General features: G+C 65.9%; 14 protein-coding genes. 4 read left to right on the top strand and 10 right to left on the bottom strand.

The genetic code is table 11. The features are described 5' to 3' along the window. Window positions 1-242: 242 nt before the first annotated feature. From ACTZWT_RS24320 to ACTZWT_RS24300, 5 genes are all read right to left on the bottom strand, one after another. Window positions 243-734 (bottom strand): F0F1 ATP synthase subunit B family protein, encoded by a 492-nt coding sequence (locus ACTZWT_RS24320; RefSeq protein WP_444772254.1) that lies wholly within the window; start codon window positions 732-734, stop codon window positions 243-245. Window positions 735-739: 5 nt separating this feature from the next. Further along, a complete protein-coding gene (locus ACTZWT_RS24315) occupies window positions 740-1,297 on the bottom strand; it encodes a F0F1 ATP synthase subunit B family protein (protein WP_444772253.1) in 558 nt (185 codons plus the stop codon). A 53-nt stretch (window positions 1,298-1,350) separates the two neighbouring features. Beyond that, window positions 1,351-1,578, bottom strand: a complete 228-nt coding sequence (locus ACTZWT_RS24310) for a F0F1 ATP synthase subunit C (RefSeq protein ID WP_009796340.1) — start codon at window positions 1,576-1,578, stop codon at window positions 1,351-1,353. Window positions 1,579-1,628: 50 nt separating this feature from the next. Continuing rightward, window positions 1,629-2,375: a F0F1 ATP synthase subunit A gene (locus ACTZWT_RS24305; RefSeq protein WP_444772252.1), complete on the bottom strand. Its 747-nt coding sequence runs from the start codon at window positions 2,373-2,375 to the stop codon at window positions 1,629-1,631. Between the two features lie 67 nt (window positions 2,376-2,442). Next, window positions 2,443-2,829 (bottom strand): AtpZ/AtpI family protein, encoded by a 387-nt coding sequence (locus ACTZWT_RS24300; protein ID WP_444772251.1) that lies wholly within the window; start codon window positions 2,827-2,829, stop codon window positions 2,443-2,445. A gap of 302 nt (window positions 2,830-3,131) precedes the next feature. On the opposite strand from ACTZWT_RS24300, the gene ACTZWT_RS24295 reads away from it, so the two are divergent. From ACTZWT_RS24295 to ACTZWT_RS24285, 3 genes are read left to right on the top strand one after another with little or no spacing between them, the layout of a single operon-like run. After that, on the top strand, window positions 3,132-3,755 hold the full coding sequence (locus ACTZWT_RS24295) for a 2-hydroxychromene-2-carboxylate isomerase (RefSeq protein ID WP_444772250.1): 624 nt from the start codon (window positions 3,132-3,134) through the stop codon (window positions 3,753-3,755). A 46-nt stretch (window positions 3,756-3,801) separates the two neighbouring features. Continuing rightward, on the top strand, window positions 3,802-4,404 hold the full coding sequence (locus tag ACTZWT_RS24290; RefSeq protein WP_444772249.1) for a hypothetical protein: 603 nt from the start codon (window positions 3,802-3,804) through the stop codon (window positions 4,402-4,404). A gap of 25 nt (window positions 4,405-4,429) precedes the next feature. Then, complete coding sequence (locus ACTZWT_RS24285; RefSeq protein ID WP_444772248.1) at window positions 4,430-4,903, top strand: secondary thiamine-phosphate synthase enzyme YjbQ; 474 nt, start codon at window positions 4,430-4,432, stop codon at window positions 4,901-4,903. 325 nt (window positions 4,904-5,228) lie between these two features. Here the strand turns inward: ACTZWT_RS24285 and ACTZWT_RS24280 are convergent, their stop codons facing one another. Further along, on the bottom strand, window positions 5,229-6,893 hold the full coding sequence (locus ACTZWT_RS24280) for an MFS transporter (RefSeq protein ID WP_444772247.1): 1,665 nt from the start codon (window positions 6,891-6,893) through the stop codon (window positions 5,229-5,231). A gap of 308 nt (window positions 6,894-7,201) precedes the next feature. Here ACTZWT_RS24280 and ACTZWT_RS24275 point away from each other — a divergent pair, with 308 nt between their 5' ends. After that, a complete protein-coding gene (locus tag ACTZWT_RS24275) occupies window positions 7,202-7,876 on the top strand; it encodes a response regulator transcription factor (RefSeq protein WP_444772246.1) in 675 nt (224 codons plus the stop codon). A 212-nt stretch (window positions 7,877-8,088) separates the two neighbouring features. Here the strand turns inward: ACTZWT_RS24275 and ACTZWT_RS24270 are convergent, their stop codons facing one another. From ACTZWT_RS24270 to ACTZWT_RS24255, 4 genes are all read right to left on the bottom strand, one after another. Then, on the bottom strand, window positions 8,089-11,598 hold the full coding sequence (locus ACTZWT_RS24270; protein WP_444772245.1) for a hybrid sensor histidine kinase/response regulator: 3,510 nt from the start codon (window positions 11,596-11,598) through the stop codon (window positions 8,089-8,091). Window positions 11,599-11,728: 130 nt separating this feature from the next. Next, entirely contained in the window at window positions 11,729-12,958 is a 1,230-nt protein-coding gene (hemA, locus tag ACTZWT_RS24265) for a 5-aminolevulinate synthase (RefSeq protein WP_444772244.1), read from the bottom strand. A gap of 201 nt (window positions 12,959-13,159) precedes the next feature. Then, the gene (locus tag ACTZWT_RS24260) at window positions 13,160-14,224 is read right to left on the bottom strand and encodes an MBL fold metallo-hydrolase (protein ID WP_444772243.1); all 1,065 of its coding nucleotides are present in this window, start codon (window positions 14,222-14,224) and stop codon (window positions 13,160-13,162) included. Window positions 14,225-14,399: 175 nt separating this feature from the next. Next, entirely contained in the window at window positions 14,400-16,535 is a 2,136-nt protein-coding gene (locus ACTZWT_RS24255; RefSeq protein WP_444772242.1) for a methyl-accepting chemotaxis protein, read from the bottom strand. Window positions 16,536-16,596: the final 61 nt, after the last annotated feature.

Here is a 16,596-nt window from a genome sequence, read left to right as displayed (position 1 = left end):
CCCCCCCCCCCGGGGGGGGGGGGGGGGGGGGCGGCCCCCCACGCCGGCATTGAGTCCGCGTGCGCGGAGAGTCAGCTTCCCCCACCCGGATCGCTGCGCGATCCGACCTCCCCCGCAAGCGGGAGAGGTTGCGCCGTGCCGGTTGGGGCGCCTCGCGCGAACATGGACACTCCAGAAGAGCAACAAAAAAAAGCCGGCACGATTGCTCGCGCCGGCTTTTGAATTTGGAGTGAGAAGCGCGCTCAGTTGAGCTTGCTGCGGACTTCCTGGATGCCCTTGCCGAGCAGGTCGTCGGCGACCTGGCCCTTGACCGACTGCGACAGGATCGTCGCGGCGGCGGACACGGCGGCCTCGGCCGCTGCGGCCCGCACGTCGGCGACGGCCTGGGCCTCCGCCAGCGCGATCTTGTTCTCCGCGGTCTTGGTGCGGCGGACGACGAAGTCTTCCAGCTTGGCCTTGGATTCCGCCGCGATCCGTTCGGCGTCGGCCTTGGCGCTGGCGACGATCGCCTCGGCCTCGCGTTCCGCCTGCGCGCGCCGCGCGCGATAGTCGGCGAGCAGCTTGGCGGCCTCGTCCTTGAGCTTGCGGGCCTCGTCGAGCTCGGCCTTGATCCGGTCGCGACGATTGTCGAGGGCCTTCAGCACGGTGCGGTGGACACCGAGATAGGCGAAGATGCCCATCAGGATCACGAACGCGATCGCGACCCAGGTTTCTGCCTCAGCGAAGATTTCCATCGGCCTCAGCCCTTTATCGAAGCGTTGACCGCGCTTTCCAGCGCCTTGCTGTCCGGCTGCACGCCGGCCAACTGCTGAACGATCGCAGCGGCCGCCTCGGAGGCGATGCCGCGAACATTGCCCATGGCGGCGGTGCGGGTCGCTGCGATGGTTTTTTCGGCGTCGGCGAGCTTCGCCGACAGCCGCTCTTCCAGCGTCTTGCGCTCGGCTTCCGCCGCCGCATTCAGCTTCTCGCGGGTCTCGGCGCCGATCGCCTGGGCCCGGGTGCGGGCCGCAGCGAGCTCGGCCTCATAGGCCTTCAGCGCGTCGTCCGATTCGCCCTTCAGCTTCTGGGCCGCCGCCAGATCGCCGTCGATCGTCTTCTGGCGCTCCTCGAGCACGCCGCCGACGCGCGGCAGTGCGAACTTGGAAACGATCAGATAGAGCGCGACGAAGGCGATCGTCAGCGACACCAATTGCGAGGCAAAGGTTTCCTTCTGGAACGGCGGAAAAGGGGCCTTGTGGCCCCCGTCGGCCGCCGTGTGGGCGGTTGCGCCCTTCGCATCGCCTTGACCTACAGCCACGGGCTTCTCCTGTTCGGCCGGTCACGACCACAGCGTCGCGACCGGATTGGACCTTAGAGGGCGAACAGCAGCAGCAGCGCGATCAGCAGCGAGAAGATGCCGAGCGCTTCCGTCACCGCGAAGCCGAAAATCAGGTTGCCGAACTGGCCCTGAGCAGCCGAAGGATTGCGCACCGCGGCGGCAAGATAGTTGCCGAAGATGATGCCCACGCCGGCGCCCGCGCCGCCCATGCCAATGCAGGCAATACCAGCGCCAATGTACTTCGCGGCAATCGGATCCATGTAACGAACTCCTGTTGGGGTTTGGTTGAAGAGTGGTCGGTGACCGGGCCTCAGTGGCCCGGGTGAATCGCATCGTTGAGATAGATGCAAGTCAGGATGGCGAACACATAGGCCTGCAGGAACGCGACCAGCAGTTCGAGTGCGGTCAGGGCGACGGTCAGGCCGAGCGGCAGCACCGCGCCGAACCAGCCGACGACGCCGAGCGCGCCCAGCATCGCGATGAAGCTCGCAAACACTTTCAGCGCGATGTGGCCCGCCAGCATGTTGGCGAACAGACGCACCGAATGCGACACCGGCTTGAGGAAGAACGAGATCACCTCGATGAACACGACCAGCGGCAGGATGTAGATCGGCACGCCGGACGGCACGAACAGCTTGAAGAACTTCAGACCGTTCTTGGCCAGGCCGTAGATCAGCACGGTGAGGAACACCAGCATCGCCAGCGTGACCGTGACGATCAGGTGGCTCGACACCGTGAAGGTGTAGGGGATGATGCCGACCAGATTGGAGACCGCGATGAACATGAACAGCGAGAACACCAGCGGGAAGAACTTCAGCCCTTCCTTGCCGGCGGTCGATCGGATCATGTTCGCGACGAATTCGTAGGACAGCTCGGCGATCGACTGGAACCGGCCCGGCACCAGCTGGCGGCCCGGCGCCAGCATCAGCACCGCGATGATCGCCACCGAGGCGAACATGTAGGCCGACGAATTGGTGAAGGCGATTTCCTGTCCGCCAATGTGACCAAGGGAAAACAGCTTGGTGATCTGGAACTGATGAATTGGATCGGCGGCCATTGTTTCTCAGTCTACCGGTTTCGCGAGCTTGCGCTTGTGTCGATGGTCGATTGCACTTCGGAACCCGTCAGAGCCGCTCGGATTGTTTCGCCATCACACCCGCGGCCCTCATCACATTGATCACGCCGGCGGTAAAGCCCAGCAGCGCAAACACGATCAGGCCCCAGGGAGAAATCGACAGCAAACGATCGAGACCCCAGCCGAGCGCCGCTCCGCCAAGGACACCGGCCACCAGCTCCGAGGACATGCGAAGCCCCACAGCCATGGCGGATGCCTTGGCCTGGGCCTCGTCCTGCTGGTCTCCGGACCCGTCAGTCCCGATGTTTCGGCCGCCCCCAATTTTGGACAACCGGCGATCCAGACTTCCGAGCCTTGCGGAAAGCGCAGCTTCATCGGGCGTATTGCCGCGACTTCCATCAGCCTGTTTGCCGCCCTCGTGCGTGTCGTCCGCCATATCGTGGAGACCCGAAACGGTGCCGCAGATGATGAAAATAACGCCCCGTGACCCTCAAAAGCCGCGCGGACCATACTGACGGCATAGAGGCAAGTCAAGATTCGCTCGCAGCCCTTCAGGGCCTTGTTTTGGCTGGTTTTATTGAGGAATTGCGACTCGCTGCGGTAACTTGTCCGCAGTGCGATAGCAGCATCGCGCGCCGACGTTCGGCTTGCACCGGCTGATAGGCTCTGATCGGATGCGTCCGATTTCAGCGACTCGTTCGCATCGAGCGTTCCGATATTCCATCAGCCGGAGACCGCATGCCACGTCCGATCGACTACTATTTCTCGTTCCAGTCGCCTTGGGCCTATATCGGTCACAAGGCGTTCCGACAGCTCGTCGAAGCGCACGACCTCGCGGTCAACTACAAGCCGGTTCTGCTGGCCGGGCTGTTCTCGGAAACCGGCGGCCTGCCGCTGGCCAAGCGGCACCCGGCGCGGCAGCGCTATCGGCTGGTCGAACTGCAGCGCTGGCGCGACAAGCGCGGGCTCGATTTCAAATTGTGGCCGAAGCACTGGCCGTTCGACGCCCGTCTCGCCGACGGCGTGGTGCTCGCCGCGCTGGCGGCCGGGCTCGATCCGGAACCCTATCTGCAAAAGGCCTATCCGGCGGTGTGGGAGCAGGAGCTCGATCTCACGGATGTTGCTGTCCTGACGCGGCTCGCCAATGAGGCCGGCCTGCCGGGCGAAAAGCTGGTGGCGCAGGCCGCGTCGGATCAGATCCGCGCCGCCTATGAGCAGAACCGCCAGGACGCGATGGCCGCGGACGTGTTCGGTTCGCCGGCCTATGTGCTGGATGGCGAGGTGTTCTGGGGCCAGGACCGGATCGAACTGCTGGCCGACGCGTTGAAATCGGGCCGCGGCCCGTATCGTCCGCCGGCCTGACACCCCATATGGATCGGGGTCTTTCTCTGTCAGGCGGAGCGCTCCGATGACCCTACTCACGACTCTTGCCACGACCGAAGCCATCTCCATCCGCCCGGCGCCGCGCCGGATGCGGTCCGCTGCGCTGTCGGTGGTGTTCGCCCTGTGCGGCGGCGGCGCCGTCGCCCAGTCGCTGCCGGACAGCGAGAACGGCCGCTACACCTTCACCCCGAGCGCCGACGGCGTGGTGCGGCTCGATACCCGCACCGGCAAGGCCTCGACCTGCAGCGACAAGGGCAATGGCTGGGCCTGCTATGCGATCGCCGACGAGCGTTCGGCGTTCGATGCCGAGATCGGCCGGCTGCAGGGCGACAACGATCGCCTGAAAAAAGAGGTCGACGCGCTCAGGGTCGAGAACGACAGCCTCAAGGCGCAGCTCGCGCAGCGCGGGCCGACCGTCTCCGGCAAGATCGACGAGTCGATGCCGAAGAGCGACAAGATGGCGACGCCGGAAGTCACCACCAAGGACGGCCAGCGACGGCTGGAGATCCCGCTGCCGAGCGATCAGGACGTCGACCGGGTGATGGGATTCATCGAGCGCGCCTGGCGGCGGCTGATCGAGATGGCCAACCGGATCCAGCGGGAAACCATCGGCGACGGCAAGACGTGAGCGGTCTGTTCTCAACGAGGATCGCATGAATTCATCCCGCACGCTGAGCCGCGCCCCGATCGCGGCGGCCGCGATCACCCAGGTCGCCTCGTCGCTGCTCACCGTGCAGACCGGCGGCGCGGGCTTCGTCGATATCACCGGCGAGGCGGCGAAGTTCGTGGCGGAGGCGAACGCGCAGGACGGCGCGTTGACGCTGTTCGTGCGCCACACCTCGGCGTCGCTGACGATCCAGGAGAACGCCGACCCCACGGTGCTGATCGATCTCACCACGGTGCTGAACCGGCTCGCGCCGGAGAATGCCGGCTGGGCGCACGACACCGAGGGGCCCGACGACATGCCGGCGCATGTCAAGTCGATGCTGACCGCGACCTCGCTGCAGATCCCGGTGCTGCAGGGCCGGCTCGCGCTCGGCACCTGGCAGGGCATCTATCTGATCGAACACCGCCGCAGGCCGCATCGCCGCGACGTGGTGCTGCAGTTCCTGGGTTCGACGGGCTGATCCCATGCGCATTCGAGTCGCAGCGTCATCCTGAGGTGCTCGCCGCGCAGCGGCGAGCCTCGAAGGATGAGCAACGACACTGTGGCCCATCCTTCGAGGCACCTCCTGTCGCGCTGATGCGCGTCAGGAGGTGCACCTCAGGATGACGCTTTGCTTGTGAAGATGATCAATCAACCGCTGAGCACTCCCTCTCCCGCTTGCGAGAGAGGGTTGGGGTGAGGGCGACGCGGGCGCGACGCTTGCTTCAAACAAAACGGCCGCGGATTGCTCCGCGGCCGAAATGCTTTGTCGGATGGTCCGGCGCGAGGCGCCGGACCGATGACGATCAGTTTCTGCTGATATCGACGTTCTTGGTCTCGGGCAGGAAGATCAGGCCGATCACCACGGTGATCGACGCGAAGATGATCGGATACCAGAGGCCGGCGTAGATATCGCCGGTCGACGCCACGATCGCGAAGGCGGTCGCCGGCAGCAGGCCGCCGAACCAGCCGTTGCCGATGTGGTAGGGCAGCGACATCGAGGTGTAGCGGATGCGGGTCGGGAACAGTTCGACCAGCATCGCGGCGATCGGCCCGTAGACCATGGTGACGAACAGCACCAGCACGAACAGCAGTCCGATCACCGCCGCCGGCGCCGGCCTGAAGACGTCGAACGGATGCGCCATCTTCACGATCTCGGCGTCGCCGGCCTTCGGATAGCCCGCCGCCTGGATCGCCGCCAGCACCGCCGGGTTGGAGGTCTTGGCGTCGGTGTAGGGCACCTCGGTGTCGTTCACCATCACCTTGACGCCCGAGCCCGCCGGGCCCTTCGCGGTGGAGTACTTCACCGACGACTGCGACAGGAAGGCGCGCGCGGTGTCGCAAGGCTGCGTGAACACGCGGGTGCCGACCGGGTTGAACAGGTCGCCGCACAGCGCGGGATCCGACACCACCTCGACCTTGATGGTCTCGATGGCCCGCTCCAGCGCCGGGTTGGCGTTGGAGGTGATCGCCTTGAAGATCGGGAAGAACGACAGCGCCGCGATCGCGCAGCCGGTGAGGATGATCGGCTTGCGGCCGATCTTGTCGGACAGCCAGCCGAAGAAGATGAAGAAGAACGTGCCGAGCAGCAGCGACCAGGCGATCAGCAGGTTCGACGTGTAGCCGTCGACCTTGAGGATCGATTGCAGGAAGAACAGCGCGTAGAACTGGCCGGTGTACCAGACCACGCCCTGACCCATCACGCCGCCGAACAGCGCGATCAGCACGATCTTGGCGTTGCCCCAGTTGGCGAAGGCTTCGGTCAGGGGCGCTTTCGAGCTCTTGCCCTCCTCCTTCATTTTCTGGAACACGGGCGATTCGTTCAGCCGCAGCCGGATCCAGACCGAGACGCCGAGCAGCACGACCGATACCAGGAACGGAATCCGCCAGCCCCAATCCGCGAAGGCTGGTTCGCCCAGCACCGTGCGGGTGACCAGGATCACGATCAGCGACAGGAATAGTCCGAGCGTGGCGGTGGTCTGAATGAACGACGTGTAGTAGCCGCGTTTGCCGGGTGGCGCGTGTTCGGCCACATAGGTCGCCGCGCCGCCGTACTCGCCGCCGAGCGCGAGGCCCTGCAGCAGGCGCAGACAGATCAGGATGATCGGCGCCGCGATGCCGATCGTCGCCGCATTGGGCAGCAGGCCGACGATGAAGGTCGACAGGCCCATGATCAGAATGGTGACGAGGAAGGTGTATTTGCGGCCGACGATGTCGCCGATGCGGCCGAACACGATGGCGCCGAACGGGCGCACCAGGAAGCCGGCGGCGAACGCCAGAAGGGCGAAAATGTCGCGCGTCGCCGGCGGATAGGCGCTGAAGAACTGCGCGCCGATGATCGCGGCGAGCGACCCGTACAGATAAAAGTCGTACCATTCGAAAACGGTACCGAGCGACGATGCGACAATGACGAAACGTTCGTCCTTGGTCATCCCGCCGGACCGCCGCTGCGTTGCGGCATAACTGGACATAAGCGATTACCTCCCCTTGAAAAGCCGATGGAATTTTTTGCCGCGTCACGGAATTAAAGTCGGGCGCGGTGAGTTGCATGAAAGGTAACATCGCCGCGGGTGTGCGGCATTACGACTTTCGGCCTGCGTTCCTGTTGCGTTCTTGCGCTTGCTCAATGTTTTTCATGTTCGGAAGGCGCAAGGTGGTACGCCAAGGCAGCCGAACACGCCTTGCCAGCCGTCGACCTTAGGGCGACACTTCAATCCGACCTGCCAACCGCGGGCCTGAATGCGACCGTTCGGTTCCAGCTTGCGCACAAGGGACATCCATGAGCACGCCCGCCAGTACGCATTTGATCATTGCCGATGACCATCCGCTGTTCCGCGACGCCCTGCGGCTGGCGGTCTCCAGCGTCGTTCCCGGTGCGAAGATCGGCGAAGTCGGTTCGTTCGAGGACCTGACCGCGCTGCTCGAGCGGGACGGCGATGTCGATCTCGTTCTGCTCGACCTGAAGATGCCGGGCATCAGCGGATTTTCCGGTCTGATCTATCTGCGCGCGCAGTACCCGGCGATTCCGGTCGTCGTGGTCTCGGCCAGCGACGATGTCGAGACGATCCGCCGCTCGCTGGATTTCGGTGCGTCCGGCTTCGTGCCGAAGCGGTTCGGGGTCGAGAAGCTCGGCGAAGCGATCCTGCAGGTGCTGGACGGCGACGTCTGGGTGCCGCCGGATGTCGATTTGTCGGCCGCCGCCGATCCCGAGACCAGCAAGCTGCGCGACCGGCTGGTGACGCTGACGCCGCAGCAGGTGCGGGTGCTGATGATGCTGTCCGAAGGGCTGCTCAACAAGCAGATCGCCTACGAGCTCGGCGTCTCGGAAGCCACCATCAAGGCGCACGTCTCGGCGATCCTGCAGAAGCTCGGCGTCGAAAGCCGCACCCAGGCGGTGATCGCCGCGGCGAAGATCTCCGGCAACCAGTGGCGCCACGACGAGCCGGTGGCGTAGCCGCCGAATCCGTTCACTTCCCGAATACCGAATATTCGTCATGGCCGGGCTCGTCCCGGCCATCCACGCCTTTCTTGCGGCTTCCGCTGCAAGACGTGGATGCCCGGCACAAGGCCGGGCACGACGCGTTGAAACGAAAATGCCCGATCTTGATGGCCCCATTCCCGCCGGGCTCCTCGAGGAGGAGGGGCGTCCGGCGTGGTTGCGGTTCGCTACTCCGCCGCCGCGATCGATTGCTGCGCGTGCCATTGGCTGAGCAGCGCGCGCAGTGAGGCGGCTTTCACCGGCTTGTTCAGCACCGCGATCTCCTCCTGCCGCGCCGCGGCGCGGACGCCGGGGCTGCGGTCGGCGGTGATCAGGATCGCCGGGATGGTGACGCCGAAACGCTGGCGGATGTCGCGGATCGCCGCGATGCCGTTGCCGCGATCGAGGTGATAATCGACCAGCAGCCCGGTGATGCGGCGGCCGGCGGCCTCGATGGCCTTGATCGCCGCGTCCGGATCGGGCACCGCGATCACGCTGGCGTCCCAGGTCGTCAGCAGTGTCTTCATGCCGTCGAGGATCGCCGGATCGTTCTCGATGCACACCACCAGGCTGCCGCTCATCGAGGCGCGCGACAGCGGCGTCGCGCTGGTCACCGCGGTGGTGTGGTTGACGACGGCGGCGACCGGCACGGTGACGGCAAAGCACGAGCCGCCGCTGCGATTGGAATCCAGCGCGATGCCATGGTTCAGCACCCGCGCCAGCCGCTCCACGATCGACAGCCCGAGGCCGAGGCCGCGGGCGATCCGCGCGCCCTGCTCGAGCCGGTGGAATTCCTTGAAGATTTCGCCGCGCTTCAGGATCGGCACGCCGACGCCGGTGTCGTAGATGCCGATTCTCAGCGACGCGCCGTGGCGGCGGCAGCCGACCAGCACACGGCCCTGCGGGGTGTATTTGATCGCGTTGGAGATCAGGTTCTGCATCAGCCGGCGCAGCATCAGCCGGTCCGACTGCACCGGCAGCGAGCACGGCACGAAGGTGAGGCGCAGCCCCTTGGCGCGCGCGGTCGGCGAGAATTCGATCTCCAGCGACCGCATCAGGTCGCCGATCACGAAACTGGACAGCGACGGCGTCATCGCGCCGGCGTCGAGCCGTGAGATATCGAGCAGCGCGCCGATGATCTCCTCGATCGCCTCGAGCGATTCGTCGATGTTCTCCACCAGCCGCGAATCCTCGCCGCCGTTCTGGCGTTCGACCAGGCTGGTGGCGTAGAGCCGCGCCGCGTTGAGCGGCTGCAGAATGTCGTGGCTCGCCGCCGCGAGGAAGCGGGTCTTGGAGATGTTGGCTTCCTCGGCGGTGCTCTTGGCCAAAGCGAGCTGCGAATTCAGCCGCGTCAGTTCCTCGGTGCGTTCGCGCACCCGCCGCTCCAGCGTGGCGTTGGCGCGCTCCAGCGCCTCGGCCGCCTCGAAGCTCGGGGTGACGTCCGAGAAGGTGATCACCAGCCCGCCGTCGGGCATCCGGTTGGCGCGCACCTCAATCACCAGATGGCGGTCGTGCAGCCGTTCCAGAAACGGCTCGCCCTCGGTGGTGTAGGAGGCGAGCCGCATCTGGGTCTGCGCCTCGGCGTCAGCCGGGCCGGCGCTGGCGCTCGACAGGAATTCGAGGATCTCGATCAGCGGGATGCCGATCTGGATGATGTGCGGCGGCAGTCCGAGGATCTCGCCGAACTGCCGGTTGGAGCAGATCAGTTGAAGCTCGGGGTTGAACACCGCGATGCCCTGGCGGACGTGGTTGAGCGCGGTCTGCAGGATCTCGCGGTTGAAATGCAGCGCGGCGTGCGAATCGTCGAGCAGCTTCAGCGCGGCTTCCGCCGACACCGTGCGCTTGCGCAGCAGCAGCGACAGCACCAGCCGCGACGACGCCGCCCCGATCGAGGACGCGATCAGGTGCTCGGCGTGTTTCAGCAGCTCGAAATCCGCCGGCGCCGCCGGGTCGAGCGTCAGCCGGCGGCTGACCGCGAACGACCGAAACGATTCCCGCGCCCGATCCGGGCCGAGATATTGCCCGACGGCGCCGAGGATATCCTGCACGGTGACGGTGGTGCGCCAGCGCCGGAACGCCGGCGTCATCGGCGTCAGCGCGTCGGGCACGAACACTTCGGCCTGCAGCCGCTCGATCGACGACGGCCGGCTCAGCAGCGACAGCGCGATGTAGGCGAACAGATTGAGCGACAGGCTCCACACCACGCCGTGTACCAGCGGCGGCAGGTCGGCGCCGAACAGCGCCTGCGGCCGCAACGACTCGATCCCCCACGGGCCGTGCTGCAACAGCATCAGTCCGGCGGTGCTGTTCTCCATGAAGCTCGGGATGAACAGCGTATAGGCCCAGGCCGCGAAGCCGATCACCATGCCGCCGATCGCGCCCTGCGCGGTGGCGCGGCGCCAGGCCAGGCCGCCGAAAAACGCCGGCGCAAATTGCGCGATCGCGGCGAACGACAACAGGCCGATGGCGGCGAGCTGGGTGTTGCCGAGCGCGCGGTAGTACAGATAGGCCAGGATCAGGATGGCGAAGATCGCGACCCGCCGCACCGTCAGCAGAAAGCCGCCGAAGCTGCGCTGATCATTGCGCGGCGCGCCGTGCCGCTTCAGCACCAGCGGCATCACCAGATCGTTCGACACCATCACGGCCAGCGCCACGCATTCGACGATCACCATCGCGGTCGCCGCCGACAGGCCGCCGATGAACACCATGAAGCTGAGCAGCGGCGCATTGGCCTCGATCGGCAGCGCCAGCACGAACATGTCGCTGTCGACCGCGCCGAACGGGAATTTCACCAGCCCCGCCAGCGCGATCGGGATCACGAACAGATTGATCGCGATCAGATACAGCGGGAACATCCAGCGGGCGCGGCTGACCTCGGCGTCGTTGGTGTTCTCGACGACGCCGACATAGAACTGCCGCGGCAGCATCAGGAAGGCGCAGAACGACAGCACCGTCATGGTCAGGAAGGTGGTCGGCGACGGTGTCGCCTCGAGCGCCCGCACCGCTTCCGGCATCTTCATGGCGCGCTCGATCAGGTCGGACGGGCTGAACATCCAGAACGTGACGAAGATTCCGGCGGCGAGGAACGCCACCAGCTTGACGATCGATTCGGTCGCGATCGCCAGCATCAGGCCGTGCTGATGCTCGGTGGCGCTGGCCTGGCGGGCGCCGAACAGCACCGCGAACAGCGCCATCAGCATCGCCACGACCAGCGCCATGTCGCCGACGATCGGGATCTCGGCGATGTTGTGGTCGTCGCCGAGGATGGTCTGCAGCGACGACGCCACCGCCTTGAGCTGCAGCGCGATATAGGGCACCGAGCCGATGATGGCGATGATCGCCACCGTGGCGGCGACCTTCTGGCTCTTGCCGTAGCGGGCGGCGATGAAGTCGGCGATGGAGGTGATGTTCTGCGATTTCGCCAGCCGGATGACGCGGCGCAGCAGCGGCGTGAACACCGCGATCAGCAGGATCGGGCCGACATAGATCGCGAGGAAGTCTGTGCTGGTCCGGCTGGCGAAGCCGACCGAGCCGAAGAACGTCCAGGAGGTGCAGTAGATCGCCAGGGATAGCGGGTAGATCAGCCCGCCGGCCCGCTCGCGCTGACGCTGCGACAGCCGGTCGCCGTAGCTCGCGACGCCGAACAGCAGGCCGATATAGGCGAGCGCGGCTGCGATCACGCCCCAATCGTGCAGCATCGCGGTGGTGCTCCTCGCGCGTCATGCGCCGACCGGATTTTTAGCGGGTGAGACCGCCACACGCGACAGGGATTTTCCCTGCCGCGCGGCCGCCTCCGCCGAAAATCGTTAGCCGGCCGCGGCGCGCGGGCTATTCCGCTGCGATCGCCTTGGCGCCGAGCGGCAGGTCGAGCTGGCCCCAGACCTGGACCAGCGCCTCGGCCAGCGCGTCGATCAGCTTGTCGTCGTGATACGGCGACGGCGTGATCCGCAGCCGCTCGAGGCCGCGGGCGACGGTCGGATAGTTGATCGGCTGGATGTAGATGCCGTGCTGCTCGAGCAGCAGATCGGACGCCTTCTTGCATTTTTCGGCATCGCCGACGAACACCGGCACGATGTGGGTGTCGGTCGGCATCACCGGAATGCCGGCATTGTTGAGCACGGCCTTGACCCGCGCGGCACGGTCCTGGTGGCGCTCACGCTCCCATGACGATGTCTTGAGATGGCGGATCGCGGCGGTCGCGGCGGCGCAGATCGGCGGCGGCAGCGACGTGGTGAAGATGAAGCCCGGCGCGTAGGAGCGCACCGCGTCGATCACATCGGCCTTGCCGGCGATGTAGCCGCCGAGGCAGCCGAACGCCTTGGCCAGCGTCGCTTCGATGATGTCGATGCGCGCCATCACGCCGTCGCGCTCGGCGACGCCGGCGCCGCGCGGCCCGTACATGCCGACCGCGTGGACCTCGTCGCAATAGGTCATCGCGTTGTACTTCTCGGCGAGATCGCAGATCTTCGCCAGCGGCGCGGTGTCGCCGTCCATCGAATACAGGCTCTCGAACGCGATCAGCTTCGGCCGGTCGGGGCCGGCGGCGATCAGCAGCTCTTCGAGATGGGCGGTGTCGTTGTGGCGCCAGACCACGCGCTCGCAGCCGGACTGCCGGATGCCTTCGATCATCGAATTATGGTTGAGCGCGTCCGACAGGATCAGGCAGTTCGGAATCAGCTTGCCGAGCGTCGACAGGCCGGTCTGGTTCGACACGTAGCCCGAGGTGAACAGCAATGCTGCTTCCTTGCCGTGCAGGTCGGCGATTTCTCGCTCGAGCTGCACCAGCGGATGATGCGTGCCGGCGATGTTGCGGGTGCCGCCGGCGCCGGTGCCGATCCGGGTCGTGGTCTCGACCATCGCGCCGATCACCTTCGGGTGCTGACCCATGCCGAGGTAATCGTTCGAACACCAGATCACGACATCGCGAGGACCTGTCGGCGAATGCCACACGGCCTGCGGAAACCTGCCGGCGATCCGCTCGAGATCGGCGAACACGCGATAGCGGCGCTCGTCGTGCAGGCGGGTGAGAGCGTCCTCGAAGAATTTGCTGTACTGCATTGCGATGACCTGGAAGGGACGGAAAACATCGAACAGCCGCAACAGGCGACCTCGGTATTAGAACCCTTCCAGCCCGGATGTCGAGGCGCAATTGGTCCTATTGGCTGCGTCGCAAGCGTAGCTCGCTGCTCCCCTACGCAGGTCAAAGCTTGATAAAGATCAATGCATTGGCCGAGGCGACCGTCTTGCCGACGGCAGCGATCAGGCGGCCCTGAAGCGCAGGATGCCGTCGGCCTCGTCGACGATCGTCAGGCGGTTCTGCGCCAGCATGTAGTTCACATGCGCGATCAGTTCGCCGGCGGCGAAACCGGTCTGGTGCGCGTCCAGCACGTGTTTGTGGAACACCACCGGCACGAGCTCGGCGGAACTCATCGCCCGGTCGCGGCAGGCCTCGGCGATCACGCCGCAGCGCTCCTCGTGGTGATCGGCGAGCTGCTTGATGCGGGTGTGGACGCCGTAGAACGGCAGGCCGTGGCCGGGCAGCACCAGCACATCCTCGGGCAGCAGCGTGGTCAGCTCCGCGAGCGATTTCAGATAGGAGCCGAGCGCGTCCTCGTCCGGCTCGTGCGCCCAGACGCTGACATTGGGCGAGATCTTGCTCAGCACCTGATCGGCCGACAGAAACAGCTTGTCGGCGGCGCAGTACAACATCACCTGATCGGGCGAGTGACCGGCGCCGGTGATGATGCGAAACGTCCGCGCGCCGATCCGGATGTCGTCGCCCTTGGTCAGCCGGCGATACGCCGCCGGCAGCGGCACCGCGCGCTTCAGATAGTCCTGACCGCGGCCGAGCAATTGCGCGGTGATGGAGTTGTCCATGCCGTGGCGGTGGAAGAACTCGCGCGAATTGACGAGACGCTCTTCGCTGCGGCGGTTCTGGTGATAGACGCCTTGCAGATATTCGATCTGCGACATGTAGAACGGGCAGCGGAAACGCTGCACGATCCAGCCGGCCTGGCCGAAATGGTCGGGGTGGGCGTGGGTCACGATCACGCGGCTGATGGCGAAGCCTTTGAGCGCGCCGTCGAACAGCGTTTCCCATGCGGCGATCGTGGTGTCGTTGCCGAAGCCGGTGTCGATCATCGCCCATCCGTCGCCGTCGGCGAGCAGATAGATGTTCACATGGTTGAGTCGGAACGGCAGCTTCAGCCGCAGCCACAGCACGCCCGGCGCGATCTCGACCACTTGGTCCGGTCCGGGATGGCTCTCCAGCGGAAACCGCAGATCGTCATGGGGGGTGTCGAGGGCGTCGGTTTTCTTATGCATTTTGCGCAGGCTCCCGCCATCGACTTAGCGGGACCGGGCCGGCTGCGCCAGCCGAAAAACCACGCGAGCCGCCTCCGCGGGGGGCAGGCGAGGCATCGGGCCCTGCAGAAAACGCAGGGCAGGGCATCAAAAAGCCGGCGGCGCGGACGCCGCCGGCTGAAATCGCGGATTGAGATCAGGCCGCGCGGATATTCGACAGGAACTCGTCGATTTCGCTGCGCAGCAGGTCGGCCTCCTGGCGCAGCGCGCCGGACGCCGCCAGCACCTCGGATGCCGCCGAACCCGCCTGGGTCGAGGCGGCGCTGACGCCGACGATATTGCCCGACACTTCGGTGGTGCCGCCGGCGGCCTGCTGAATGTTGCGGGCAATCTCCCGGGTGGCGGCGCCCTGTTCCTCCACCGCGGCGGTGATCGCAGTGGTCACTTCGTTGATCGAGGTGATCGTCTGGCTGATGTTGCGGATCGCGCCGACTGCCGAGCTGGTGACGCCCTGCATCGCGACGATCTGGGCGCGGATGTCCTCGGTTGCCTTGGCGGTCTGGCTGGCGAGGCTCTTGACCTCGGAGGCGACCACGGCGAAGCCGCGGCCTGCGTCGCCGGCGCGAGCCGCCTCGATGGTGGCGTTGAGCGCCAGCAGGTTGGTCTGCGAGGCGATGCTCTGGATCAGGTCGATCACCGCGCTGATGCGCTCGGCGTTGTCGGCCAGGCCCTGCATCGTGGAATCGGTGGCGCCGGCTTCCTGCACCGCCTTGTTGGCGATCTCGGCCGACGCCGTCACCTGCCGGCTGATCTCGTTGATCGACGATGCGAGCTGATCCGTGCCCGACGCCACCGTCTGCACGTTCACCGAGGTCTCTTCCGCGGCGGAGGCGACGGCGGTGACCAGCGAGCTCGAACGCTCGGCCGTCGTCGCCATGCTCTGCGCCGTCTCCTGCATTGTATTCGTCGACGCCTGCAGCTTCTCCATCGCGGCGCGCACCGTCGCCTCGAAATCGGCGATCCGGGCCTCGATCCGTCTCGTCCGATCGGCCTTGGCGGCGCGATCCTTGTCCTGCTCCTCGGTCAGCGCGCGGGTCTGGATCATGTTGTCGCGGAACACTTCGAGCGATTCGGCCATCACGGCGATCTCGTCGCGGCGGCTGCCGCGATCGATCTCGGTGTCGAGGTTGCCGGCGGACAGCGACTGCATCGAGCGCTGCAGTCCGCCGATCCGGCGCAGGATGCTGCGGCCGACATAGAGCCAGACGAACAGCGCCGAGCCGACCAGCGTCAGCGCGCCGAGGCCGATCATCACCTGGGTTGCGAGCGAAATCTGCTGCTGCGCCTCCGTCGCCGCTGCGGCGGTCTCACTGCGGACGCTGTCGACGAGCTGCTTGACGCTGATGCCGAGTCCGACATTGAGCTTGCGGGTCTCGTCCAGGATCAGGTCGCTGTAGTCGCTGGCGTCGAGTTCCTTCTGGCGCATCTTGAAGATGCCGGTCTTGCCTTCGCCGAGCGCAAGCAGCTTCTGCGCCGCCGCCCTGATCGCCGCGGTGGTTTCGCCCTCGGGCATGCCGTCGAGGTTGGAGGCGACCTGCTGGCGCGCTTCCTTGAACGATGTTTCGACCGGCTCCAGCGCGTCCGAACTGCTCGCGGACAGCGCCGCCATCAGATTCGAAGCGGCCAGATTGCTGAGCGCGATCACGTTGCCCAGCTGTTCGATCCGTCGTCCTGCCTCGATCGCGTCGTCCTGCGAGAGGTTCGCCGAGGCCAGCACCGCGTTCATCTGCGCTTGAGCGTTCAGCATCGCCGGGTTCGCAACCGCGATGAAGGCCTCATGCGAACTGCGCAGCTCGTCATAGACCTTGTCGTGCTGGCGGGCGAGATCGAGCCGCTCCTGCGCCGCGGCGCCGAGGCTGCGAATCGTGTCCTCGATATTCCGCAGCGTTTCGGACATCGCCGCGATCACGGATTTGTCGGCGCCGTACCGGGTGATATCGGCCAATTGCTGGGTCGCAAGCGTCTGCGCCTGCTTCATCCGCGCGGAGCGCTCGCTGAGCTGGTCGGGCGTGGCCGAGACCAGAAGCATCGGCGCCAGGCTGGCCAGGCGCTCGCTTTCGGTGGCCAATTGCAGGCTGGCGGCGAGTTTGGGGATATCGCGACCGCTCAATCCCGTCATCGTCGTGCCGAGTTCGCGCAGGCTGACGCCCGCCCCGGCACTGATCAGAATGGCCATGCCGGCAATGACGGCAAACGCCGCGAACAGGCTGCCACGGATTCCGAATTGCGGCATGCGTATGCGCGGCCGCGCGACTTTCAGTCGTCCAAACATTCCCGCCCCCAGAGTGCTTCCTCTGCCCTGTCCTGATGATGACCGGACAGTGTGCACTATT

Source organism: Rhodopseudomonas sp. NSM, assembly GCF_052445935.1.
Taxonomy (GTDB): Bacteria; Pseudomonadota; Alphaproteobacteria; order Rhizobiales; family Xanthobacteraceae; genus Rhodopseudomonas.
Note: the sequence above shows the minus strand (reverse complement) of the source record. Positions and strands in the feature narration are given on the sequence as shown.